The following is a 26,571-nucleotide window of genomic DNA, read 5'->3' as shown; positions in this document are numbered from 1 at the left end:
TGCTTTTGAAATCAACTGAATGATTTGTTTAACTTGTCTTATAAATCAAAATTTAGCCCGAATGTAATTGTCCTAGCTCTTGGATATACCGAATAATCAAATGCCGGTGTAAGTGCTGAGTTTCTAGATGAAACTTCGGGATCAAAGCCTGAGTAATTAGACCAGGTATATAAATTTTGTGCAGAAACGAATAATCTCAAATTGTTCACTTTCAATCTTTCCATCAGCTTTTTAGGCATACGATAACCCAACGCAACTGTTTTAAGACGAATAAACGAACCATCTTCTATTACCCGAGAAGAGTACGCCCTGGTTTGATCGCCCCCTGCCCTATAAATACCATTGGTTTGGTTTTCTGGTGTCCAACGGTTAATTACCGTAGCATATTGGTTAAGCTGAGGCCTGCCCGGACCACCTTCGAAAATCAACCTGTTGGCATTAAAAATTTCGTTTCCATAAGAATATTGGAAGAAAATGTTTAGGTCAAATCCCTTGTAGGTAAAATTATTTGAAAAACCACCAATAAAATCGGGATTTGGATTTCCAATAATGGTAAGGTCATTGTTATCTATTTTAAGATCGCCATTCAAATCTTTGTATTTGATATCGCCTGGCTGTACCAAAGATGCATCTAAAGTATTTGCCGTTACGGTTGGTTTTAACTCATAAGTACCTGATGCTGTTCTGTTAAAATGTTCATATTGATAATTTCCATCCCAAACATAGCCATAGAACAAGCCTAAGGGCTGCCCAACCTTGGCTATATAAGCTGGGATTTCACGATAAAAATTATCCCATCCAATGTTGGTTAACAACGTTTCCTGGTTTTGTGCAAGTGCCAAAACTTTGTTTCTGTTAAAACTGATATTGAAACTCGAATTCCAAGTAAATTTCTTATTCTTCACATTCACTGTGTTGATAGTAAGTTCTAACCCCTTATTTTCTACACTTCCAATATTTTTGAATGTACTTGAAAAACCTAAAGAAGCAGGTAGACTAGCATCTAACAAAAGATCTACGGTGGTTTTGCGATATACATCTGCTGTTAAAGAGATACGGTCTTTAAGAAAACCTAAATCTAAACCGATGTCTAGCTGTCTGGAAGTTTCCCATCTTAAGTCGGGATTTCCTAAACGAAATGGAATAGATCCTTTAGCTATTGAATTATTAAAGCCGTAAGAGTTATTTGGTGGCAAAGTAAACTCAGATAAGTAGGCAAAATCGTTTACCCTATTATTACCGGTAACACCATAGCTGATCCTCAATTTTGCATCAGAAAGTTGCTTTATATTTTTTAGAAAGTTTTCGTTTTTCATTCGCCAAGCGAAAGCTGCCGAAGGGAAGTAACTCCATTTATTAGAAGGCGAAAATTTCGAAGAACCATCTGCCCTGAAAGAAGCGGTTAGCGTATATTTTGTTTTAAATACATAATTTACCCTCCCTAGAAAAGAAGCTAGGGTAAAATCTGTTTCATTGGCAGTAATAGAGGTAGGTATCCCTTCATCTAATCCTGAAAGAATGAGTTGCTCGTTGGGGATTTGTAAAGCTCTTGCACCAAAGTTTGTACTTTCTCTTCCCTGAATGGTAAAACCTCCCACCACAGATAGATCATTGTCCTTATTTATTCTGCGGTTATAAGTTAGGATGTTTTCATTCAGATAGCTGTTTCTTTCGCCATAACCAAAAGAGCCATTTACGCCATTATTTCGTCCCGATGCTGTTAACGGACTTCCAGAAAAGGTGTTGCTGCCATTAAAAACTTCATCTTTAATGGTTTCTCGTGTAACACCACCACTTACTCTTAATTTTAAATACTTATTAAAAGCATATTCGCCATAAGCATTGGCGATCAACGTACTTGTCTTTCTGTTGTTTATTCTATTTTCTGCATTCAATATCGGGTTAAAACGCGAATCATTTTGCAAATCCAAATCCTCATCTACTTCATCAAATAGATCTACATTCGGATTACCGCTTACTGGTCTGTAACCCCAAACACTAAACATTAGCGCACTGGTATTACTTGAACCCGATAGTGCCGAAGGTTGCTCGCCACGTCTTACCGTATGGCTATAGTTGGTATTAATGCCTACTTTAAATTTGCTGCTTACAGTTTGGTCTAACCTAAATCGTCCTTGTACCCTATCGTAATCAGAACCTCGAACAATTCCTTCTTGTCCAAAAACAGACCCTGACAGTGAATATTTAGTATCTTTATTTCCACCTCTTATAGAAATGGTATGGCTTTGAATTGGTGTTGTTCTAAAAAGTTTATCCTGCCAGTTAACCCCCTCTACATTTCTATAGTCTTCTAAAATTTTATCTCCACCAAGATATAAAGAAGTTGTGGTTGCGGGTTGGCGCTCTAATTGATATTTAATGAACTCATAAGGATTTAGCACTTCTATTTCTTGAAGAATATCCTGTATGCCGTAATAACCATTATAATTGATTACCGCTTTACCGTCTATACCGCCCTTGGTGGTGATGATAATTACACCATTTGCACCCCTTGCACCATAAATTGCCGTAGCAGAAGCATCCTTTAGTACATCTATGCTTTCAATATCTTCTGGATTGATGGCATTATTATCTGGATTTTCTATAGGAAATCCATCAATTACATATAAGGGAGAATTATCTTGTGTAACAGACCCTGCTCCACGAATAACCACATCTATACCAGAACCAGGCTGCCCATCTTGAGAAGTAACCTGCACACCAGCTACCCTTCCGGCAAGTGCCTCTTCAAAAGATCTTACTGGAGCCTTATTCAAATCCGCAATGTTTACCTGACCAACAGAACCAGTTAAATCTCCTTTCTTAACGGCTCCATAACCAATTACAACTACCTCGTTTAAGTTTGTTTGTTCTTCTTTAAGCGAAACGTTAATCTGTGTTCTGTTATTTATTTTTTGTTCTTGAGTTACAAAACCTATATAAGAGAATACTAATATTGCCTGATTATTGGGAACTGTTATGGAGTACGCTCCATTTAAATTGGTCTGTGTAGTTGTTTGGCTACCTTTTATCCTCACAGCTACGCCCGGAATTGTCTCCCCTTTGGCATCTATCACTACTCCATTAATTTTAATGGATGAAGACTGAGCCTTTACATGGAAAGATAACAGATTCCAAATAATGAAAAACGCACCCAAAAGACGTAAGCTACGCCAATTTCGTAAAAATTGATTCATACTTTTTTATTTGGTTAGTTGGTTTAAACAAATCTTGAGCAACAAATATTAACTAAGGAAACCTTCCTTCAAAATACGCTGCACCCAAGTGTTTTCGATAATACGAGATTATCATTTCATTCAAATATCTACATTAATACATTTTCTAGAACATGATGTTTAATTCAAATGCACGCTCTAAATCTTTCATGCTTCATGTTAAAAAAAGCAATAAAACACAGATATCCATCAATTTAACAATCAAAAGCGACACAAAACCCTGACAAAAAACACCTGCCCTTATGAAAGATTTGTCGGGCATTAATAACTCCCTTCAGCGCTAATTTAGATTTACAATTATAAACCAATTATAAACACCTAGGGTTGCCTACACTCTCCTTTATGGATTTTGTATTCCTTCTTTAGCGATTTCAACTTTTTAGCCGCGAGCATATGAATATAACTTCTACTCCTATCTGCTGTAAGAAATCTTTTTTCAAAATGCTGGGCTTATTTATGGGAGTTGTTTATTCATACGTATGTAGCGCACAGCAAGTATTTACCTATAATTCGGTAGCAGATGCTTCTGTTTGGGTAGGTAATGTCAATCAAAATTATGGAGCAACCACTTTTCAAGTTAAAAATGCTACCAGTGCCGGCATTACACGATACGGATTTTTGAAATTCGACTTAGGTTCGATTACGCCTTCTCAAGTGGGTAAAGCTACTTTGAGATTATACTGTACCACGAAACAAGATGTTGCTACCAAAATAACCGCTTTTTCTACCAGTACAGACTGGGAAGAGCAAAGTTTAACTTATAATAACAGACCAGATTTTAATGCACCACTAAGCACAGCCACAATTACTTCTGCAAATAATTATTACGAATGGGATGTAACCAATTATATCAAGTTATTGGTTGCCAACAGTTCAGCGGTAAGTTTTGGATTAAGTGACGAACAAAAATCAAATAATCAGATTGTCTTTTACACCAAAGAAAATGGCACAGCAAACCTACCCCAGCTGGTAATTAATACGGTAGCCAGCACTAATCCTGTAAATACAGTTCCTGTTACCTTTTCAAAATTGTTTAGTAGCAATATGATTTTGCAACAGCAATCTGAAGTTACAATTTGGGGCAAAGCCGGAATTGGTGCTGAAATTACTGTTACGCCATCATGGAATAGTACGCCTCATCAAACAACTGCCGATATTAATGGCAAATGGAAAGTAAAAATAAATACACCTGTGGGTGGCAGTACCGCTTACGAAATCAACGTGAAAGATGAAGACGGACATACAGAAACCATCAACAATGTTAAAATAGGAGAAGTTTGGTTTTGTGCGGGGCAATCTAACATGGAAATGAAATTGAGAGGTTTTGGAGGTAATCCACCGTCTTCCCCAGTACAAAATGCATCAGCCATTATTGCCGCCGCTAACGATTTGGATATTCGCGTTTTCACCTTACCTTATACTTACTCATTAAAGCCTCAAGACGATTGTAACGGCAGTTGGTTACAAGCTAACCCCACAAATGCGCCAGAATTTAGTGCAGTTGCCTATCAATATGCAAAAGCATTGAAAGATAAGCTAAACGTACCTGTCGGAATAATCGTATCTGCTGTTGGCGGCACCACTATCCAGTCGTGGATGAGTAGAGAAAGTTTGCAAGCATTTCCCGAAGTCTCCATCCCTACACAGTTACAAAATCCAGACCCTTGGAAAACAACTACTTCTTTATTCAATGGAATGGTTAATCCTATTGCTGGTTTTGGAATTAAAGGATTTTTATGGTATCAAGGCGAAGCCAATAGACATGAGCCTTATCTGTATCAAAAACTTTTTTCGACCATGGTAAACAATTGGAGAACGCTATGGAGCAATCAAAATTTACCATTCTATTCAGTGCAAATTGCTCCCAATAGAATAAATACAGCAAGTCTTATTGGTGGTGGAGCCAAAATGAGAGAAGTACAGTACAATAGCGCCCAAACCATTGCTCATTCTGCCGTTGCGCTGTGTATGGATATTGGCGAAGAAAATGAAATTCACTATGCAGACAAGACAACTGTTGCCCATCGTCTTTCTTACATCGCTTTAAATAAAACTTACGGCTTTACAGCTATTCCCTTTGAGGGACCAAAATATCAATCCGTTACTTTTTCTGGAAATGTAGCCACGCTTTCTTTTTCTCATGCAAATGGTTTAAAATTTTCGGGCAATACCTCTTCTTTATTTGAAATAGCTGGCGCTGATAAAGTTTTTAAACCGGCTATTGCCAACATTACTCCCGACCATAAGATAACCGTTTCTAGTACACAGGTTGCCCAGCCAGTTGCCGTTCGTTATGCTTTTACAGACTGGGTAAAAGGCAATTTATATAATGGCGACAATTTACCGGCCTCTTCTTTTCGTACTATTAATTGGGACGAGGAGGCTACACTTCCGGTTAAGCTAATTGATTTTAGAGGAAAAGTCATTTCTAATGGCATATTATTAGAGTGGATTTCAGCTAATGAGAGCGATAATAAAGCATTTGAAATACAACATTCTGCAAATGGCAATAGCTTTAGAAAAATTGGAGAGTTAGAAGGTGCAGGAAATGCTAACGAAAAAAAATATTACGCCTTCACGGATAAAAATCCTTCCTTAGGAATTAACTACTATCAGCTGAAACAAATAGATTTTAATGGCGATAGTAGCCTCTCAAATCCTATTGTTTTAAATTACAGGTTGTTGGTAAAAGCAGCCAGCATTTATCCAAATCCTACATCCGACAAGCTATTTGTACGCTTATCAAAAGATAGCACCGAACACATCAAGCTAAAACTATACTCATCAGCAGGGAGCTTATTAAAATCAAAAACTTCGACTGCCTCAGCCCAGGATTACCTGAATGTTTCCGATTTAGCACGTGGCACATACATTCTTGAAATCATCAACAACAAAAACAATTCGCTTTTAAAAAGGCAAAAAATAATTATTCAATAGAAACATCCATGATTATGATTTTTTCTACCCAATTCTTTAAAAAAAATTGCCTGTTAAAATTAGCCGGCCTACTGTTATTTCTTCAATTTGATGCTTTTGCACAATCTCAAACTTTTACAGCTACAGACGATGCAATGATTTATCAGGCTAGCCAATCAAATAATTATGGCACTAACCAAAGCTTATTGGTTAAAATTCAAAATGGTCAAACACGATATTCTTATATCAAGTTTAACCTATCATCTTTTAACCTAAATGCTACCGGAAAAGCTATCATAAAACTGTACTGCAGCGCTAAAGAAACGGCTAATAACACTATAAATCTATTACCTGTAGATAACGGCTGGCAGGAAAGCACACTTTCATGGTCTAATGCACCATCGAGAACAGGTGCGCCAATAGTGGGCAGCAATACAATTACCGAGGCGGGAAAATATTATGAATGGGATATTACCAGTTATATTCAATCATTAAACGTTTCTTCGAGCAGCAATACCATTGTAAGTTTTGTAGTGTCCGACGGTAACACTTCCAACAGCACCATCACTTTTCGTTCTAAAGAAGCTGCAAGTGGCGCTACACCACCACAATTGGTAATTAGCCAAAATGCTGATGTCGCTAACACCTATTACATCGATGCAGATAATGGAAGTGATAATAACGACGGCTTATCTACAACTACTGCTTGGCAATCGCTTACCAAAGTAAATGCTGTTAATTTAGTGGCGGGTTCTAAATTATTATTCAAAGCTGGAAGTTCATGGATTGGTCAACTGGCACCTTCTGGTTCGGGCGTTGCAGGAAATCCTATCATTATAGACCAATACGGAACCGGCCCCAAACCGATTATCCATGGAAACGGACTTGTAGGCACTGGCACAATTAAACTATACAATCAGTCTTTTTGGGAAATCAACAATCTCGAAATTACCAACACCTCGGCTACTCCACAAGAAAGAAGAGGTGTTGAAATAAATGGTGCAAACTTTGGGCTGATGGAACATATCTACCTAAATAACCTTGTTATTCACGACGTAAACGGAACTGTTGGAAATGCGCTAAGCGACAAAAAATCTGCAGCTATCTATTTTACAGTAACAGATGACAGCACCGTACCTACGCGTTACCACGATATCAAGGTAGAAAATTGTCTTATTTACAATATAGAAAACCAAGGCATTGTAACTAGTAACGAAGTGACGGTATCCGATTATCCTGGCTCTGTAGATTGGGAAAAAAGGAAAATAACCAATTTGCTAGTGAGAAATAATACCATTTACAATATTTCTAAAAACGCAATGATTATTAGATTGGCCGATGGTGGCTTGGTAGAGCGAAACCTTTGTCATGATACTTCTTATGGCATTGACCCATCTACCGGAGAAAATATTGGCGGAAATATTATGTTTAGCAGAAGTGCCAGAAATACTATTTTTCAATATAACGAAGGCTATAACAATAAAGGTACAAAGTTAGATGGAAGTATGTACGACCCTGATATTAGCAGTCCGGGTACGATATGGCAATACAGCTTTAGCCATGATAATCAGGATGGTCTGTTTTTATCTTGCACAAATGCCATTGATACGGGTATCATTTGTCGCTACAACATTAGCCAAAATGATAAAAATGCGCTGATATTCTTAAATTTCGATGTCAGTGAAATAAGAATTTACAATAACACTTTTTATATAGGTGAAGGTTTAAGACCAAGAATTATCCAGGAAAACACCACGAGAGACCATACTTACACCTTCTATAACAACATTGTTTACAACCATCCCAATAATTCAAACAACCCAAGTAATGGCAGTTCTGGCGTAAGGTTTGCGTTTGCTCCATCTGGCTCCGCTGGTATACAAAACAGAACCATTGTCGACAATATCTTTTACAACACACCACAACCGTCGCAAATTAATTTTACGACCAACCTAACGTCAAACCCTATGTTTGTTGCGCCGGGAACCGCCACCACGGGATTAAACTCTGTGGGTGGGTATAAATTAAAACCAGGTTCTCCTGCGTTGAATGCTGGTAGAATAATACCAAACAACGGTGGTAAAGACTATTTTGGAATAACAGTTTCGGCAACGGTAAAACCTAATATTGGTTTTTACAACGGCCCAGGCACTAATGTAGCTGCTATAGATGAAAATTTCCACATCTACTTATTAACTGGCCAATCTAATATGTCTGGTAGAGGAACAGTTGCCTCAAATGTAGATGTATCTAACCCAAGAATTAAAGTACTGAAACAGGATGGTACTTGGGCTACAGCTACCCACCCGCTTCATGGTGAAATAGAACCTACGGCAGCAGGCGTTGGCCCAGGCTTAGCTTTTGCGCTAAAAATGTTGGAAAACTCAGACCCAAATGTCACTATTGGGCTTGTTCCTACTGCTGTGGGTGGGCAAAGCATTACGGCTTTTGAACCTGGTGTAACCAACGACCGCACCAATAAGAGTATCTATAATGAATCAATAAAATATGTGAATATTGCCAGAACACAAGGGGTATTAAAGGGAATTCTATTCCATCAAGGAGAAGCGAACAACAATACAGCTACGTCTTGGCTAACACGCGTTAAAGCATTAATCAGTAATTTTAGAACAGAATTTAATAACCCACAATTACCATTTATCATTGGCGAAATGGGACGTTTCCCTGCTGAACCTAATAAATACGATAATATTTTAGCAGTAATGCCAGGTTTGGTTGCCGAAGTACCTTTTACTGCTTTGGTTTCGTCTACCGGGCTTACCGATATCAATGATGGTACTCATTTCAACAGCTCGTCTGCCACCGCTTTAGGCATTAGATATGCTGAAAAAATGAAAGAAGTGATTACTACACTCCCTGTAGAACTTTTAGACTTTACCGCTACCAAAAAAACAAATGGCGCTCTTTTACAATGGAGAACGGCAAGCGAAAGCAATAATGCGTATTTCAACATAGAACGTTCTACCGATGGAAAAACTTTTATTGTTTTGGGCAAAATAAACGGGGCTGGAAATTCTTCAGTTGCCAAAAGTTATAGTTTTACCGACCGCAATCCCGACAAAGGAGCTAATTACTACCGCTTAACCCAGTTTGATAACGACGGGAAAAATAGCAGTTCTAAAATAATTGCCTTAACCTATAATGTATCGTCTGTTGGCGATGATTTAGAAGTTGTTTTATATCCAAATCCTGCCAAAGAAAAGATCTACATCAATATTAAAGGAAACCATCAGGAACAGGTAAAAATTGAAATTTTTGATTTGACGGGCAAAAAAGTTAGCAGTTTAAACTTTAAACCTTCTAACGAAATCCAACAAGATATTAACCGCTTAAATAGCGGAGTTTACGTGTTGCGAGTAAGTAGTGTTGTTGGAAATAAGTTGATGGGCAGTGCAAGATTTATCAAACATTAACAGAACGATGGTTTGCCTTCGCCTAATCAGTAAAGAACTGGTATTCAAAGCCCTTATTCGGATGTTGTTTATCAGTTCTCTGGCGGTACATGGGCAAACTACTAATGTTATAGGTACTGTTGACCAGCAAACTATCGAAACTGCAGAAGTGAAAAGAGAAATGTTACGTTCTCAAGCTGCTGTAATGAATATTTTTATCAAAACCCATCAGCTTACAGATTTAAAAAACTTCTGGAAAAAAGATTTTAATGGCATAAGCCCCATCGATGAACTTAGAAAAACAGCCTTAGAGAATTTGGTTAAAATCAAAGTTCAGGAATCTCTATTTAAGAATAATGATTTATGGCCCTACTTCAATCATCAGGCTTTAATTGACGACATGACAGCTGTAAATAACATTAGAAAAAAGATGGTTGAAGATGGCAAAGTGATTTATGGTCCAATTGTATTTTCTGACCTTACCTTTTTTGATTACCAATTTAGCAACGCTATTATCAAAACTAAAGACAAACTAAAGAAAACCCTTTTTAATGTGTCAGATAGCACACTTTTGCTTCATTTAGACAAAATGAAAAAGGGTGTTTTCGCCAATAATAAAGAGAGTTTTGAAGAACTAAAATCTCGTATTGAAACGAGTTATATCGACGAAAAATATCAAGAGCTCGTTGCAGCTAAAATAACTGCAGCCAAAGTAAAAATTAACCATAGCTTACTGAAAGAAATACACCTCTATTAGTTTAATTCGTGTTCCAATATCAAACAATTACCAATAAAATAGGCGGATAGAGTTATCCGCCTATTTTATTTTGAACTGAAACTTAAACAGTCTTTTAATTCAAGATTACTTTTTTAGTGCTCATTGTCTTTCCATTTTTAATTACACTAAGCACATAAATCCCTTTTGCTAAGTCTGCTACCTTAATTTCGTTAACAGACGTTGTAACGGTCACTTTTCTAACAACACTACCTGCCAAATTAGCTAATGCTATATCCGTATTACCTAAATCCTTTTGTAAAATTTCTACTTTCAACACGTTGCTTGCTGGATTTGGAAAAGCATTCACCACCAATTCAGATAGTGCTGTTTTTACGGCTTCTATATTACTGTATTTAAAGGTGCCATCGTTATCTATCATTTTTAAACGATAGTAATTTACGTTTCCGTTATTTACAAACTGATTATCGATATAGTTATAGCTCAAAGTAGTTTTACTATCACCAGCAGCTTTCTTTTCTCCTATTTTAACAAATTCAGCTGCTCCCACTTTTCGTTCTAATTCAAACTTCTCCGTATTTTGCTCAGAAGCCGTTACCCAATTCAAACTAACACCACTATTGGTAACCTTACCCGAAAAAGAAACCAAATTTACAGGTAAAGGCGCCAATGTAGAAGTTACGGTTACCTTAAGGGGATTGGTTGTTAAGTAAGCTTCTCCCCCATTAGAATTAAAACCATTAAATTCATAAATATAAATATCATAAGTACCAGCGGGAACATTTGTTAACGGACGAGAACCCGGCCTAGTACCCGTTTGACTAATTACGTAACCTGTATTAGCCCCCGATCCTATGGTTCCAGTAGCTGATGCAGCAAAAGTATCACTACTTGGTTGTGTAGTGTAAGTGGTGCCATTTACCGGAGGCGTAACGGTTGCCCCTTCTCTATACAACACCACAATTGTATTCGCACCATATCCATTGTCGGGGTTTGGTTTTGTCCATCTGATATCTAATGCTCCTGCACTTGTTTCTGAAGCGGTTAAAGTGGCAGATTGAATAAGTGGAACGCCATATACAGTTAGAACGATTGTTCTTGAAACTGCCTGATAAGTACCATCGGCAGCTTGTTGTACAGTAATATTTATGGTTCCGGCACCATGTACACTTATTACATTATTGCTCACGGTAGCCACAGCAGCTTCAGAGCTACTATAAACAAACGGACTGGTATTTTGGCTAACTGGTGCCTGAATAGTAAAATCTGCTGCGCCCTGATATTTCACCAAAGCATCTATCCATGTAAAATTCGCTACGGGCACCGCAGGATTACTTGTACCACTAATAGTTACATTACTGCCTAACGTAATAGTATTTGAAGTGTTTACGGCACCTGTGTTTTTTCTCCATATAATAAAACGAACTGCTAACGTTTTACCTTCTGGCACCACAATTTCATTGGTGTAATTAAAGGAAGTGATGGTAGCAGCAGTAGGCGTAGGTGTAGACAACGTACCCTCTATGAAAACTGGAGCAGTAGCAAAGCCATCTAAAGAATAGGCAATGTTATAAACAAGGCTCGCACCATTGCCAGAACGTGAAAGAGGGATGTTTATCTGGTTAATTTTTAAATCCTTTCCAGTGCCTGCTTTTATAGAAAACTCTAAATACTGATTAGTTACAGTACCCGGACCAGAAAAACCTGCATTTACATTAAAATTTCTTCCAGCCCAAAAGGGTGCCGAAGAGGCTTCTCTAATGCCAAGTCCACCACTGCTAAACACGTTTGAGGCATATCCTGCGCCAATAAGCAAATCATTGGCAGTAACATCTGCAGCACCAGCGCCAGATTTACTCGCAACTATGTCTGCGGTTAAAGGCCAAGTTGCGGTAAAAGCATCTTGAGCAAAAATTGGCGTCGTTATAAAAAACAACATTAAACAGAGCAGTAGCTTCTTGAGCGTCTTAAAACTATAAACACTTCCTTCTTGCTTAGTTGCAAAGAGGAACTTGTCATACAGATCATTACAGTAAAATTTTTCCATTTTAATAAGGTTTAAATTGTAAAAGATGGTTATTGATTATTAAATAAATCTACCTTTTAACAATCCCCTTCATAAAGGACTAATGGTTCAATTTCACTGCACAAATGTTACATGAGCTTTCTATTAAGAATGCTTACTTTCTAGCTGTTGCTTTTTGTAGTTTTTTCATTTCCACTGCATATCTTTTGCCATACTCATTAGCAGAGTTACCATCAAAATGAGTATTGTCTCCATTGTGTATCAAACCTTCTGACGTAGCCAAAGCAGTAAATGGTATTTTACCCGGTACTTGAGCCAAAATTTTATTGAACTGTTGGTATTGCTCTTTGTATTGCCCCAACTCGCCAATCACTACCGGAAGTTTAGAATTGTTCGTTAAAGTCCTCACCCTATCAATCACATCTTTAAGCTTATTGATATAAGCGGTGCTGTCTTTTGAAGAACTGTTGGCTTCACCTTGATGCCAAATCATTCCTTTAACCACACCATTTTCCATTGCTTTCTTAATTCTTACTACTGCATCGTCATAAGGATGGGTTTTAGTGGCTGCATCGTAAGCGCCAGATTGCCATTTTTCTATGGATGTCCCACCAACCGCACAAGGTACCAAGCCTACTTCAACCGTCGAATCTAATTGCGCCATCTCTATACCAAATGATAAACCTGGGCCAACGCCAGCGACCTTTGGTTTATCAAAATGAACTGGATTTTTAGCAGGCTGCCATTCCCCATTCGCATCAAGCATAAAAACTCTAGGGTGCGAAAGTGTTTCCAGTTCTCCAGTAACCTTTCCTCTGCCCGCCATATTTGATTGACCCATTAAAATATATAGGTGTAATTGCTTTTTACCAGTTTGCGCAACGGCAACATCTTTAAAACAGAAAAACAACAGAAATAAAATGAATGAATTTAATAAACGCATATTGTTATAGCTAAAAGTTATGATTATGCTAATTTACCCTTTTAAAGGCACTTCATACATGACTTATGTTTCATAAACAACCAACATATTACGCAATAGCGTCTCATTTCAACAAAAGCGTCGGTATTTCATTCGTTCTATACATTTATCGGGTGTTTTTGAACTATTAATAGCGTAAACAAGTTAGCTACACCACCTACTTTAGTAGCAACTCACAACCAATATAATTACCTCATGTATATCATCCGTTTTGTAAGATTTGTTGTTGCCATTAAGAAAAGGAATTGGAGCCCATTTGCGTTAATACTGATGTCCTTATTTCTTTACCCCTACATTTTGTTAGCGCAGCAAAGTGGCAATTATCAATCTATTTATATAGATGCAAAAACCAGAAGTAAAGATGCTTCTGGAAGTTCAAAATTCTCTGATTGGAAACCCTACGAAACCAGAATTATAGACAACACCAAAGATTTCGCTCCATTAAAAGAAGCCAACTTTAATAAATACGGTAGTCAGTTGGTGAAGAAATATAATGCGTCAGGCTTTTTCAGGACTGAAAAAATTGATGGTCGCTGGTGGATCATAGACCCAGAAGGTTATGCTGGTATCAATGTATCGGTAAATAGCATCAACAAAGGCAAATCACAAAACAACATCAAGGAATTTAAAGGCAAATTTAAAAATGATGAAGAGTGGATTTCAAATACCCAACAGCAACTATTAGCACTTGGTTTTAATGGCATAGGTTCCTGGTCTGAACATGATTTATTTATAAAAGAAAACCTAAAATCTTCTCGTCCATTAACTTATACCATCAATTGGAATTTCATGTCGGCTTACGGAAAAAAACGTGGTGGCACTTATAGCGTACCTGGTCATACTGGTTATCCAGGGGGAGTAATTTTTGCATTTGACCCTGGTTTTGAGGCATTTTGTGATGAACATGCTAAACAGTTATCCAAATACAAAAATGACCCAAATTTATTCGGTTACTTCTCTGACAACGAAATGCCTCTTAATATAAATAACTTAAAAGGCTATCTAGATTTAAAGGATAAAAACGACTATGGATATCTTGCTGCTAAAAAATGGATTGAGGAAAAAGGTATAGATGAAACCCAAATTACAAAACAGCATCAAGAAGAATTTTTGGCCTTTGTGGGCGAAAGATACTTGTCTATAGTTGCTAAAGCCATTAAAAAGTACGACCCGAACCATCTTTACATTGGCAGTAGGTTTTATTCTGGAGAAAAGAGCGTACCAGCATTTATGAAGGTGGCAGGCAAATACCTAGATATTATTTCAATCAATTATTATGGCTCCTGGACACCATCAAAAGTAAACATGAGCAACTGGTCTAAATGGTCGGGAAAACCATTTATTGTAACCGAATTTTACACCAAAGGAATGGACTCTGGCTTACCTAATATTTCTGGTGCGGGTTGGCAGGTTAAAACACAGGAAGACCGTGGAAATTTCTATCAAAACTTTTGCATGGCTTTATTAGAATCTAAAAACTGTGTGGGCTGGCATTGGTTCAAATACCAAGACAACGACCCAACAAATGGCAAGGCAGAACTATCAAATACAGATGCAAACAAGGGGCTTTTCGATAATAACTATAATATCTATTTGCCATTGGCAGAGAAAATGAAGCAACTCAATATCAACAGATATGAGTTAATAAATTACTTTGATAAACTTACTAAATAATGAAAAGAACAACTTGTTGTGCATTAATTTTACTACTGGTTTCTTTTGGCATTTCTCCTCATTTACTTGCACAAAATAGACTTTCTAAAACCATAAACAGTAATTGGAATTTCCATAAGGGAGATATCAAACCAAATCAAGATAATGTAACTTGGGAACAAGTTTCTGTACCACATAGCTGGAATACTTTAGATGTGATGGACGATGAACCTGGTTATTACCGTGGTGCTGGGTGGTATAAAAAATCAATCTTTATACCCTCAGATTGGAAAGACAAAGACATTTACATCTATTTTGAAGGTGCTGCACAAGTTGCCGAAGTGTTTATCAATGGCAAATCAATTGGTAAACACATTGGGGGCTATAACTTCTTCAATTTCAAAATAAATGAGCATTTAAAATTCGTAGAAAAAGGGAACGCAGCTAACCAAATCATGGTTCGTGTAGACAACTCACACAGTGAAGACATTGCTCCTCTTTCTGCAGATTTTACATTTTTTGGAGGCCTATATAGAGATGTGCATCTAAAAGCTTTGAACAAGGTGCATTTTGATATGGACAACTACGCCTCTAACGGAGTTTTTATCACCACACCTACCGTCAATACTTCTAAGGCATCTGTAAATGTTAAAGGGTCCTTTATCAATAACACAAATACTGAAAAAAACATATCCGTTACGCATACCATTTTAAATGCGGATGGTACAATTGTCGCATCACAAAGTAAGAATTTCAAAACAGGCCCAAAGCAAAAAATAAATTTCAATCAGGATTTTAAAAGCATCAGCAATCCCATATTATGGTCTATAGAAAATCCCTATTTATATCAGGTAATTTCTACCCTTACCGACACCGAAACAAATTCACAAATAGACGAAATCAGTAATCCATTAGGGTTTAGGTGGTTCAATTTTGATTCGGAAAAAGGCTTCCTTTTAAACGGAAAACCTGTAAAACTTATCGGCGCAAGCCGTCATCAAGATTTTAAAAATAAAGGCAACGCACTTAGTGATGCCATGCACATACGTGATGTTGAGCTTTTAAAGGAAATGGGCGGTAATTTTCTCCGCATTGCGCATTATCCTCAAGACCCTGCTATACTCGAAGCTTGCGATAGACTGGGGATTTTAGCTTCTGTAGAAACACCATTGGTAAACAGAATTACAGAAACTGAAGCTTTTTCTAAAAATGCGCATCAAATGCATTTGGAAATGATCAGGCAAAATTACAATCATCCAAGCCTAATTATTTGGGCTTACATGAATGAGATTTTACTAAGACCTAGATATGAAAAGGATTCTGCTGAACAAGAAAAGTATTTTAATGCCATTACCAAATTAGCGCAAGAATTAGAGGATATTACCCGTGAAGAAGATCCTTACCGTTACACGCTCATTCCCAACCATGGAAATTTTGATCTTTACAGGAAAGTACAGCTTACCTCGATACCCAAACTAGTCGGCTGGAATTTATATCATGGCTGGTATGGTGCAAATCTCGCAGGCTTTGGAGACTTTCTTGATCAGCACAGAAAATTTTTACCAAACAAACCACTATTGGTAACAGAATATGGTGCCGATGCAGACAATCGATTACATGATTTTAATCCTGTAAGGTTCGATAAAACGGTAGAATATACCACCATCTACCATCAGGCTTATCTTAAAGCAATAAACGAACGACCATTTGTTGCTGCCGGGATGATTTGGAATTTGGCCGAATTTAATTCGGAAGAGAGAGCTGAAGCTGTTCCCCATATCAACAATAAAGGTATTTTAACACTCGACCGAAAACCAAAGGATGCCTATCGTTTCTATCAGGCCAACCTGCTTAAAATACCTTACCTTCAAATAGGCTCAAAAGAATGGAATTTGAGAACTGGTTTTGCAATATCAGATGATAATTTAACTTGTGTACAACCCGTTCAAATATTTACCAACCAAAAAAACATTACCCTTAAATTAAATGGTAAAATTATTGGCAGTGCCGAAGCAAAAGACGGCATAGCTTCTTTTAATGTACCTTTTAGTAATGGAATAAACAGACTGGTTGCACTGTCAACGTTAAACGATACCGAAATTTCAGATCAGGCTGATATCAACTTTAAGCTATTATCTCAAAATCTTAACAGCAAAACACTTCCTTTCCAGCAAATGAGTATCAGTTTGGGAGATAATCGCTTTTTCTATGATGAGATTAACCACGAGGTGTGGTTGCCAGAACAAGAATATCAACCTGGATCTTGGGGATATATTGGTGGTAACGTCTTCAAAATGGCAAAAAAGGGCAGACATAGCTATGGTTCCGACAAAAACATTTTGGGTACAGACCTAGACCCGATTTTTGAAACACAACGAACAGGTATTAAACAGTTTAAGTTTGATGTACCAAATGGCGATTATGAAGTATATCTACACTTTGCTGAATTGCTCTCAAAGGTTAAAAGAGAAGAGTTAGCCTACAATTTAAGTACCGACAAGAGCAATGATGATGAATTTAGGGAAAGAATTTTTGACATTAAGATAAACGATATAGATTTTCTGAAAGGTTTTAACAACTTGGAAGATTTGGAACCAGAAAGAGCCATATCTGTTAAAACAAGAGTGAACGTTAGAGACAAGCAGGGAATAGCGATAGATTTTAACCCTATAAAAGGAGAAGCTATTTTAAACGGAATTCAATTGAGAAAAATAAGATGATAAACATAGCCACTTTTAAAGTTAACGGCAAATTAGGTCTTGCACTAACCCTATCCATTTTTTTAAGCACCTATACCTTTGCTCAAAAAATTGCTGAAGAAACTCCTGCCAAACAACGAAAATACATGGTAGATGTAATGCTGAAAATGGCAGACCCTATTTTAACCAATCTTAGCAAGAATGAATTAAAAAAGAATATGCCCGTAGAATTTAAGTCGGAAGACACCAAAAACTATACTCATTTAGAAGGTTTTGGACGTTTAATGGCAGGCATGGCTCCGTGGATTGAGCTTGGTGAAGACAAAACCGAAGAAGGAAAACTTCGGAAGAAATACACAAACCTTGCACTTATCTGTATTAAAAATGCAACAGATGAAAATGCGGCAGATTATATGAATTTTAGTGAAGGCAGGCAACCATTGGTAGATGCAGCCTTTTTAGCCGAAGCACTTTTGAGAGCGCCTAATCAGCTTTGGGAGCCACTTGATGAACAAACTAAAAAGAACGTACTACTCTCCTTTAAAGCTACAAGATCGGTTACTCCTGGCTTCAACAACTGGTTACTATTCAGTGCCATGATAGAAGCAGCCCTATTAAAGTTTGAAGGAGAATGTGACATGACCCGTGTTGACTATGCGGTAAGACAGCACCTTGCTTGGTATAAGGGAGATGGAATTTATGGCGATGGGCCCGAATTTCATTTTGATTACTACAATAGTTATGTCATACATCCTATGTTTATAGAAGTGCTAAAAGTGATGAAAGACGCTAACGTTGTCCAAAAAATTAACTACGATGAAACCTATGCCGTAGAAGTAAAACGGGCACAACGTTATGCAGAAATCCAAGAGATGTTAATTTCTCCAGAAGCTACTTACCCTGCAATAGGCCGTTCAATAGTATACCGGTTTGGGGCATTTCATTTGTTATCCAAAATTGCGCTGATGAAAACATTGCCCAAAAAGACAACACCGCAGCAGGTTAGGTTCGCCCTTTTCAATGTGATAAAAAAACAGATTGAAGCTCCTCAAACATTCGATGACAAAGGCTGGTTAAGGATTGGATTTTTTGGGCATCAACCACAATTAGGCGAGGGATATGTATCTACTGGAAGCCTTTATTTATGTGCTCAGGCATTTTTGGTCTTGGGTTTACCTGCTACAGATCCCTTTTGGACAGAAAAAAACGAAGATTGGTCATCACGCAAAATATGGCGAGGAGACGCCGTGACCTTAGATCAAGCTTATAAAGAAAATTAAACGCATACAAGCAATGACGATGAACAAAAAATTGAGCTATTTTTTAGCCATTATATTCATAACACCATTTTTTTTCTGCTTTAAGAGTGATGGAAATCCGAATACACTTTTAGAAAAAGTTTTTGATGTTGCCAAAACACAATATTCAAAAATGCTCGAAAAATCGACAGATTTAAGCCAGTACCCCAGGACTACAACAGCAAATGGAGAAACAAAATATGTTCCTATTAGTGATTGGACAGGAGGTTTTTGGCCAGGAAGTCTTTGGTATGTTTATGAGTATACCAAGGATGAGCAATGGAGAAGTGCCGCCGAAAAATGGACTGCTTCACTTGAAAAAAACCAATTTAACACCAGCCATCATGATATAGGTTTTATGATGTTTGATAGTTATGGAAATGGATACAGAATTACAAAAAATGAAGCTTATCTACCTGTTTTGGTGCAATCTGCAAAATCATTAATTACGAGGTACTCTCCTACTGTTGGTGCTATCCAATCGTGGAATAAACGCAAATCTAATGATGGAAAAACAGATTGGGAATTCCCTGTTATTATAGATAACATGATGAACCTCGAATTGTTATTTTTTGTATCAAGATATACCAAAGACCCTATTTATAAAGATATTGCTATTAAACATGCAGAAACTACAATGAAGAACCACCTTCGTGCCGACTACAGTTCGTTTCATCTTGTCAATTATGATAAATCAACTGGGGAAGTACTTCACCAACAAACTGTGCAAGGTTTTTCAGATAATTCTCAATGGTCTCGTGGGCAAGGCTGGGGTATTTACGGCTTTACAACGGTTTATCGTAACACTAAAGACAAACGATTTTTAGTTACCGCACAAAAAATGGCTAACTTCTTTCTAGACCATAAAAATCTTCCAGAAGATAAAGTTCCTTTTTGGGACTTTAATGTAGGACAAGCAGGATATCATCCAAAGTGGGCATTTGACCCCAGCAAAAACAACCCTGTATCTAGGGATGCTTCTGCAGCAGCATTAACCGCTTCTGCCCTATTTGAGCTAAGTACCTTTTCTAGCAAGAGACTAAAAGCCAAATATTATAATGCAGCTGTAAATATCATTAATACGCTGGGTGGTGAAGAATACTTGGCCAAACCAGGCACAAATGGAAACTTTATCCTGAAAAATAGTGTAGGTCACATGCAGAAAAATAGCGAAGTAAATGCGCCTTTGGTATATGCTGATTACTATTTTTTAGAAGCTTTATTGAGATATAAAAAATTAAATGCTGGCGAGTTATAATTCCTTTCAACAAGAAATAGCCAAGTACTTTTATTTTTTATCATTCCCAAACTCTTTCGGAGTAAGTTTAAATTGCTCCTTAAAGCATTTCCTAAAATAATCTACATCCGTAAACCCAACCATATAAGCCACCTCGCTAACATTGTAATTCTGTGTCTCTAGCAGTTGTGCAGCTCTTTTTAACCTAACCGACCTGATAAATTCTATGGTGGTTTGGCTAGTAAGCGCTTTAATTTTTCTATACAACGTCACCCTACTCATTGCAACTTCCTTGCCTAACTCTTCCACATTTAGTGTAGGCTCCGTCATATTTGCTTCTATAAAATTCATTACCTTTTCTAAAAATATCTCATCTGGAGAGGTAATGGCAATGTTTTTTGGCTGTAGTGTTACCTCCTTCTTATATCTTTCACGAAGTTTTTGGCGAAGCTCTAGCAAGTTCCAAACCCTGGTTTCTACAATATTAATGCTAAAAGGCTTCGTAATGTAATCATCGGCACCAGTTTCCAATCCTTCTATCTTGTAAATTATTGGTGTTCTGGCGGTAAGCAAAATAATAGGGATATGACTGGTTCGGTTATCATTTTTTAAAGTATTACAAAGCGTCGTGCCACTCATTATGGGCATCATTACGTCACTTATGATAATATCAGGCATAATTTCTAAAGCTTTATCTATCCCATCTTTTCCATTTACAGCCTGGTGTATAATAAATTTATCTTGAAAATGAGAGACTAGGAATTCCATTACATCCGCATTATCTTCTACCAGTAACATCACAGGAGTTTCGCCTTCATTTTTTTCTAGAATCAATTCCCGCTTACTTTCTAAAGAAACAGAAGGTTTAGCCTCAGATTGCTGTTCAAAATAACCATCTATATTTTCACTGTCTTTATAATCTGCAATAATCTCATGCTCCTTTAGGTGATTTTTCCCTGTCGGGATTTTAATGGTAAAACAGGTATAACCTTGTTGATTTTCTTTATGCTCTTGACTAGAAACATATATTTCACCGTGGTGCAATTCTACAAGCCCCTTCGTAAATGCTAAGCCAATACCTGTACCACTGGCATTTACTCCCTCTTCATTATAGTGCTTAAATTGATCAAATATATGCGGAACATGATGAGCAGCTATGCCAATTCCATTGTCTATAATTTCTATAACAGCGTAGCCATTCTCAGTTTCTTCTTTTACCTTAACTATTATTTCGCCGCCTTTTTTAGTGAACTTTAAGGCATTAGATAAAAGGTTATAAAGAATTTTCTCGAATTTATCTCTGTCAAAATACAGGCGAATACTTTTTTTATCGGTTTCCAGGTTTAATTTAATTTCTAGGTATTGTGCATAAGAATCAAAAGCTAATACTACTTCTCTTAAAAATCTTACTATGTTACCTTCAGCAGCTTGTAAATGCATATTTCCACTTTCAAACTTCCTAAAATCGAGTAACTGGTTAATTAATCTTGTTAATCTTTCGCCATTTCTCTTCATCAGCATCAGCTGATTTTGAATCTTATTATTGCCATCGTTAAACGCAACCAATTTCTCTAAAGGAGCCAATATGAGCGTAAGCGGCGTTTTGATCTCGTGAGAAATATTGGTAAAGAAATTTAGCTTTCGCTGATAAAGTTCTTGATCTTTTTCTCTAATGAGCGATTCGTAAACCAAATCGTTCTTAAGTTTTGCCGTTCTTAATGAATACGAATAGTAGAGGTATAACAGTAATGCAATAATTAAACTGTAAATAACAAATGCCCACCAGCTTTTCCACCACGGAGGCAGCACCTTTATCTTCAAAATTTTGGGAGCCTCGTTCCAAACGCCATCGTTATTGGCTGCTTTTACTTTAAAAACGTAAGTTCCTGCATCAAGATTGGTGTATGTGGCCGTTCTTTGATTGCCAACATAATGCCACTCATCATCGTTTGTTAACCCTTCTAATTTATAGGCATATTGGTTTTTATTGGGATTAGTGTAATTAAGTGCCGCAAATTTTAGAGTGATGAAAGCCTGGTCATAGGTTAAAACAATTTCCTTGGTTTCGTTAATGGTTGTGGTTAATGGCGAATTCTCTTCCTTAAGGTCAACAACTTTATTTCTAATCAAAAAATCGGTAAATACTACCGTTGGTTTATGGTTATTACTTTTAATTTTTTCGGGATTGAAATAACTTATCCCGTTAATACCACCAAAAAAAAGTTCTCCCTTACTATTTTTATTGCTAGCATTGGTTAAAAACTGATTGCTTTGCAAACCATCTTCCACGTAATAATTGAAAATAGTATAGTTATGATTGGCCAATGGCAGTTTCTTTCTATCAAAAGATATTTTTGCCAAACCTTTGTTTGAACTTACCCATAAATTCCCTTTATCATCTTCTTGTATAGCCTGTACAACATTATTTCCCAAGCCATTTTTTGTAGAAATGTTATAGAATTTACCATTCTTCTCGTCAAAAAAGTTCAATCCTCCACCTTTGGTGCCTATCCATATTCCATTTTTACTATCAATAAAAACAGAAAGAATACTGCTACTGCTTAAGCTAAAGCTATCTTTGGCATTATAAAAATATTGCTTAAAGGTTTTGCCATTATAATAATTTAAGCCCCTGTCTGTCCCAATCCATAAATTGTCCTTACCGTCTTTTAAAATTTTTGTAATGCTATTACCACAAATACTATTAGGATTTTTAGGGTCATGCTTAAAAATCTGATAGCTTCCGTCTGGCTTCCGCAAGATAATTCCTGCACCATTGGTCCCCATCCATATCCCTTCTTTTGTTTTCGCTAAAGAATAAACACCTTTTTTCTCCGGAACAGGATAGCCTGTCAACTTTTTAGTATTGTTATCTAAATGCCAAAGCCCTTTAAAAGTGCCAATCCAAATATTCTTGCCATCGTTCAATAAAGATTTTACTGTATTCGCAGAAACATCAGTACTATTTTCCAACAACGGATATCTCTTATAAAATGAATTATCATTCGCTATAAAGTTCAAACCTCCGCCCTCTGTGCCTACCCAAAGCGAATTATTATCACTGTTGATGATAGAACTAACCACCCGATAACTTAAACCAGCTTTGTTTCCAATCTGTTCTTTTATTAGCGAAAACATACTACTACCAGGGGTAATTATATTTACTCCGCCGGCATACGTACCCAACCAAATGTTGCCGGTTCTATCTTTTAAAATAGCTCTGATAGAATTGTGGCTTAACGATTGGGTATCATAAATATCATTACGATAATTGATAAATGTTTGGCTTAACAGATGATATATCGATAGGCCATCTCGTGTACCAAACCAAACTTCATTCTCATTGGCAATATAAATTTCCCTAATAATATTGATGGGTAGACTATTCTTATTATTTGGTTGATGTTGCAGGTGGGTAAGTGTATTTTTAGCTTCATTGAAAAGGAAAACACCATTATTTTCTGTTGCTATCCAAATCCGTCCCCAGTTATCTTGCTTAATTACACGAATGGTTGAACCCCTTAAAGTTTTATTCTCCTCCAAAAGTGCAGGCAATGCCATGAATTTTTTAGTAACTGGATTAAAGCGCCTAATATCGCTACCAATGCTTACCCATAACAAACCTTTTTTATCGCCAAAAATATAGTTGACTTTATTCAGTTCAGTCTGCTTCTCGTTAGAAAGTCGGTAACTGTTTATTTTTTTGTCTTTTGGTCGATATTGTTTTAAATCTAATAAGCTACCAATCCAAAAATCGCCACGTTTATCCTTATAAATAGAGATGATATAATTTGAACCATCCGATTTATCATCAGCATAAATCACCTTTGTAAAAGTCTCTTTTTCTCTATCAAATACATTTAGACCTTTAGATGTTGCTACCCATATTTTTCCATCCGTATCTTCATAAAGCGCATTGATTTGGTTATGACTAATACTGGTAGAATCTGCATTATCATGCTTATAAATGGTAAACTCGTAACCATCAAATTTATTTAAACCATCTTCTGTACCTATCCAAATAAAGCCATATTTGTCTTGCAACAAACAAAGAACCGTGTTTTGAGACAGACCTTCGTTAATAGAATAATTTTTAAAGTTTATTTTGGGAGACTGTGCGTATATCCCGATTGATGAAAACAGGAACAGAAAAAAAAGCAGTACTTTAATAAAAGAAAATTTCACCAATTATAGTTTAGTTTTACACTTAAAGGTAATTTATTAAAATCAAAAAAGTAAACACAATAACTTATCAGAATGAAATAAACTACTGAAGACAAGCTACCAATTATCTGTTCTAAAAGATGAGGCAGGTAATCCATCATTATTATACAATTCGCCCATTACCCACTCTTTAAATGCATACCTAACAGCCACTGGATTTTGAACTTTGCTACTCTGTACAGTAACCTCATTCTTGCTCAATTTTGCTTCTGCTGGATAAAAAACCTTATCTGCTCCAGCAACTTCAAAAAGTGTTAAGTCTTTTTTATAAGATGTAAGATAAGGAGCATTATCAAAAGTCAATACGGCCTTGTTTCCCTCTATTTTCATACTATTGTAAACCGGTCCGTTATAGCCAATTCCTTTTATATTATAGGTTTTTGCCAAAGCCCAATAGGCCAAACGTTGCGCAAGAATGGTTTTGTCCATAGGATGAATATCTTTCTCCATGCCAGCATCAATGGCACAAGCCATTCCCGAGTTTGGAATAAGCTTCATGGCATTAAGTTGAGCTTCACGTAATTTAGGTCCACTACGGCCTTCGCTGTCTAATCCAAAAGGTGCAATTTGCACGTAATAAAAAGGGATTTCGCCCAAACCCCATTGTTTTCTCCAATCTGCTACCATTGCAGGAAATAATTTGCCATATAATTCAGGTTCATGCCTATTACTTTCTCCCTGATACCACAGAAAACCTTTTATCCCATAACCAGCTATTGGAGCAATCATACCATTATATAATACCGTGGCTTCTTTATGGGGCGAAGCCAATCCGTTTAATGTTTTTACTATTTCTACTTCTGGAAAAGGTTTTAAACTTTCTGCGTTCATCCATGACTGAATTTTTGTACCGCCTAACGAAGATAAAATTAAGCCCACGGGAACTTTCAATTTCTGCTGCAAAATTTGACCGTACTGAAACGCCAATGCACTAAATTCTCTAGCAGTTTCAGAAGTTGTTTCTTTCCATTCGCTTTTTGTGTCTTCTACGGCAGTTAATGACGAAGCTCTCTTCACAGTAAACAACCTAATTTTAGGGTTTTCGGCATTAAGTATGATTTGATTTGCATTAAGAATTGGTGATGAGTTACCACGCAATGTCATTTCCATATTAGATTGGCCCGAGCAAACCCATACTTCGCCTATAAGTACGTTTTTAAGTATCAACTCTTTACCATCGCTGATGCTAATTTCATATGGGCCTCCTGCAGTTGGTGTAGCTATTTTTAGCTTCCAATTACCATTATTAGCAGCTATTGTACTATATTTTTTCTTATCCCAGGAAGTTACAATATAAACCTTGGCATCTTTATTTGCTTTACCCCAAATAGCTACGTCAGCTTGTTGTTGCAATACCATGTTGTTGCTAAAGATTGAGGGTAATTTAATTTCTGCTTTAACATTTACTCCCAATAATAATAGTGATACTAGAAAAAAGATAGTTTTAGTCATTTCTATTCGGTTAATTCACCTAAAATATAACTATTAATTCTGATAGATGCAGGATAAATAATTCAATAATACCCGACAAACTGTATACTTGTTAAAAAAAATCTCTGGATTTTCAGTCCTTCGTTCCTCATGTTTATTCCAGTAAAAGTAGCTAGTCTCCTTCGCTCCAAACTGTCCAAATTTCTTAGTATATTCTGCTAGCGAGTAATACCTGTTTTCCTGATTGAGACTTTAGTTTTTTTCAAGCTGTCAAGGATTCCTTTTGCTATGCAAAAGGCAATTTAAGATACCCATTTTTACTGATCGGAGAAGTTGGCTTCGCAACAAATCTTATATAAAGCACCACAGTTATTTTAAGATGCTAGGCAAAATACAACCTTAGCAAAGACAAACACCCGAAATGAATCCAATAGTCCTTAAAAAACATTAAAATCAGCCAAATAAACACTTTTAAACGAAATCAGCTGAACTCTTACCGAAAAAAATGGCCACTTTGAAAAAACAGGTCGCCACTTTTCGAATATCCTCCGGAACCGTTAAACGCAGATATATTTTTTCGATTATCTATCAGATTAACAGCAAATTACAAGGCAAAAAAAAGGCAAGCGACCGAATTTTCGTGCTTGCCCACTGAAGCTCCCTCTGCTGGGCTCGAACCAGCGACCCTCTGATTAACAGTCAGATGCTCTAACCAGCTGA

Annotated in this window: 12 protein-coding genes; 7 read left to right on the top strand and 5 right to left on the bottom strand. The window is 36.8% G+C overall.

All coding sequences use genetic code 11. The features are described from left to right. Nucleotides 1-38: 38 nt before the first annotated feature. A complete protein-coding gene (locus tag REI64_RS13835) occupies nucleotides 39-3,197 on the bottom strand; it encodes a TonB-dependent receptor (RefSeq protein ID WP_308850729.1) in 3,159 nt (1,052 codons plus the stop codon). A gap of 495 nt (nucleotides 3,198-3,692) precedes the next feature. On the opposite strand from REI64_RS13835, the gene REI64_RS13830 reads away from it, so the two are divergent. From REI64_RS13830 to REI64_RS13820, 3 genes are all read left to right on the top strand, one after another. Next, nucleotides 3,693-6,173, top strand: a complete 2,481-nt coding sequence (locus tag REI64_RS13830) for a DNRLRE domain-containing protein (protein ID WP_308850728.1) — start codon at nucleotides 3,693-3,695, stop codon at nucleotides 6,171-6,173. An 8-nt stretch (nucleotides 6,174-6,181) separates the two neighbouring features. Further along, a complete protein-coding gene (locus REI64_RS13825; protein ID WP_308850727.1) occupies nucleotides 6,182-9,586 on the top strand; it encodes a sialate O-acetylesterase in 3,405 nt (1,134 codons plus the stop codon). 61 nt (nucleotides 9,587-9,647) lie between these two features. Further along, complete coding sequence (locus REI64_RS13820; RefSeq protein WP_308850726.1) at nucleotides 9,648-10,322, top strand: hypothetical protein; 675 nt, start codon at nucleotides 9,648-9,650, stop codon at nucleotides 10,320-10,322. A gap of 94 nt (nucleotides 10,323-10,416) precedes the next feature. On the opposite strand, the gene REI64_RS13815 is transcribed toward REI64_RS13820, so the two are convergent. After that, nucleotides 10,417-12,348, bottom strand: coding sequence for a T9SS type A sorting domain-containing protein (locus REI64_RS13815; RefSeq protein ID WP_308850725.1), 1,932 nt, complete (start codon nucleotides 12,346-12,348; stop codon nucleotides 10,417-10,419). A gap of 133 nt (nucleotides 12,349-12,481) precedes the next feature. Beyond that, the gene (locus REI64_RS13810) at nucleotides 12,482-13,270 is read right to left on the bottom strand and encodes a sialate O-acetylesterase (protein ID WP_308850724.1); all 789 of its coding nucleotides are present in this window, start codon (nucleotides 13,268-13,270) and stop codon (nucleotides 12,482-12,484) included. Nucleotides 13,271-13,504: 234 nt separating this feature from the next. Between REI64_RS13810 and REI64_RS13805 the strand changes: the two genes are divergently transcribed. The 4 genes from REI64_RS13805 to REI64_RS13790 are packed head-to-tail and all read left to right on the top strand — an operon-like array spanning nucleotide 13,505 to nucleotide 20,217. Continuing rightward, nucleotides 13,505-14,983, top strand: a complete 1,479-nt coding sequence (locus tag REI64_RS13805; protein ID WP_308850723.1) for a hypothetical protein — start codon at nucleotides 13,505-13,507, stop codon at nucleotides 14,981-14,983. After that, nucleotides 14,983-17,682 (top strand): glycoside hydrolase family 2 TIM barrel-domain containing protein, encoded by a 2,700-nt coding sequence (locus REI64_RS13800; RefSeq protein WP_308850722.1) that lies wholly within the window; start codon nucleotides 14,983-14,985, stop codon nucleotides 17,680-17,682. The genes REI64_RS13805 and REI64_RS13800 overlap by 1 nt, the downstream gene beginning before the upstream one ends. After that, nucleotides 17,679-18,941, top strand: a complete 1,263-nt coding sequence (locus REI64_RS13795; RefSeq protein ID WP_308850721.1) for a DUF2264 domain-containing protein — start codon at nucleotides 17,679-17,681, stop codon at nucleotides 18,939-18,941. The genes REI64_RS13800 and REI64_RS13795 overlap by 4 nt, the downstream gene beginning before the upstream one ends. 19 nt (nucleotides 18,942-18,960) lie before the next feature. Next, nucleotides 18,961-20,217 (top strand): glycoside hydrolase family 88 protein, encoded by a 1,257-nt coding sequence (locus REI64_RS13790; protein ID WP_308850720.1) that lies wholly within the window; start codon nucleotides 18,961-18,963, stop codon nucleotides 20,215-20,217. A gap of 30 nt (nucleotides 20,218-20,247) precedes the next feature. Here REI64_RS13790 and REI64_RS13785 read toward each other — a convergent pair whose 3' ends face one another. Together REI64_RS13785 and REI64_RS13780 are read right to left on the bottom strand one after the other, a co-directional pair. Beyond that, nucleotides 20,248-24,381, bottom strand: coding sequence for a two-component regulator propeller domain-containing protein (locus tag REI64_RS13785; protein ID WP_308850719.1), 4,134 nt, complete (start codon nucleotides 24,379-24,381; stop codon nucleotides 20,248-20,250). A 96-nt stretch (nucleotides 24,382-24,477) separates the two neighbouring features. After that, on the bottom strand, nucleotides 24,478-25,872 hold the full coding sequence (locus REI64_RS13780) for a sialate O-acetylesterase (RefSeq protein ID WP_308850718.1): 1,395 nt from the start codon (nucleotides 25,870-25,872) through the stop codon (nucleotides 24,478-24,480). Between the last annotated feature and the right edge of the window lie 699 nt (nucleotides 25,873-26,571).

The organism is Pedobacter sp. (assembly GCF_031119335.1).
Classification (GTDB): domain Bacteria; phylum Bacteroidota; class Bacteroidia; order Sphingobacteriales; family Sphingobacteriaceae; genus Pedobacter.
The sequence above is the reverse complement of the archived record's forward strand: the minus strand, read 5'-3'. Positions and strand labels throughout refer to the sequence as shown.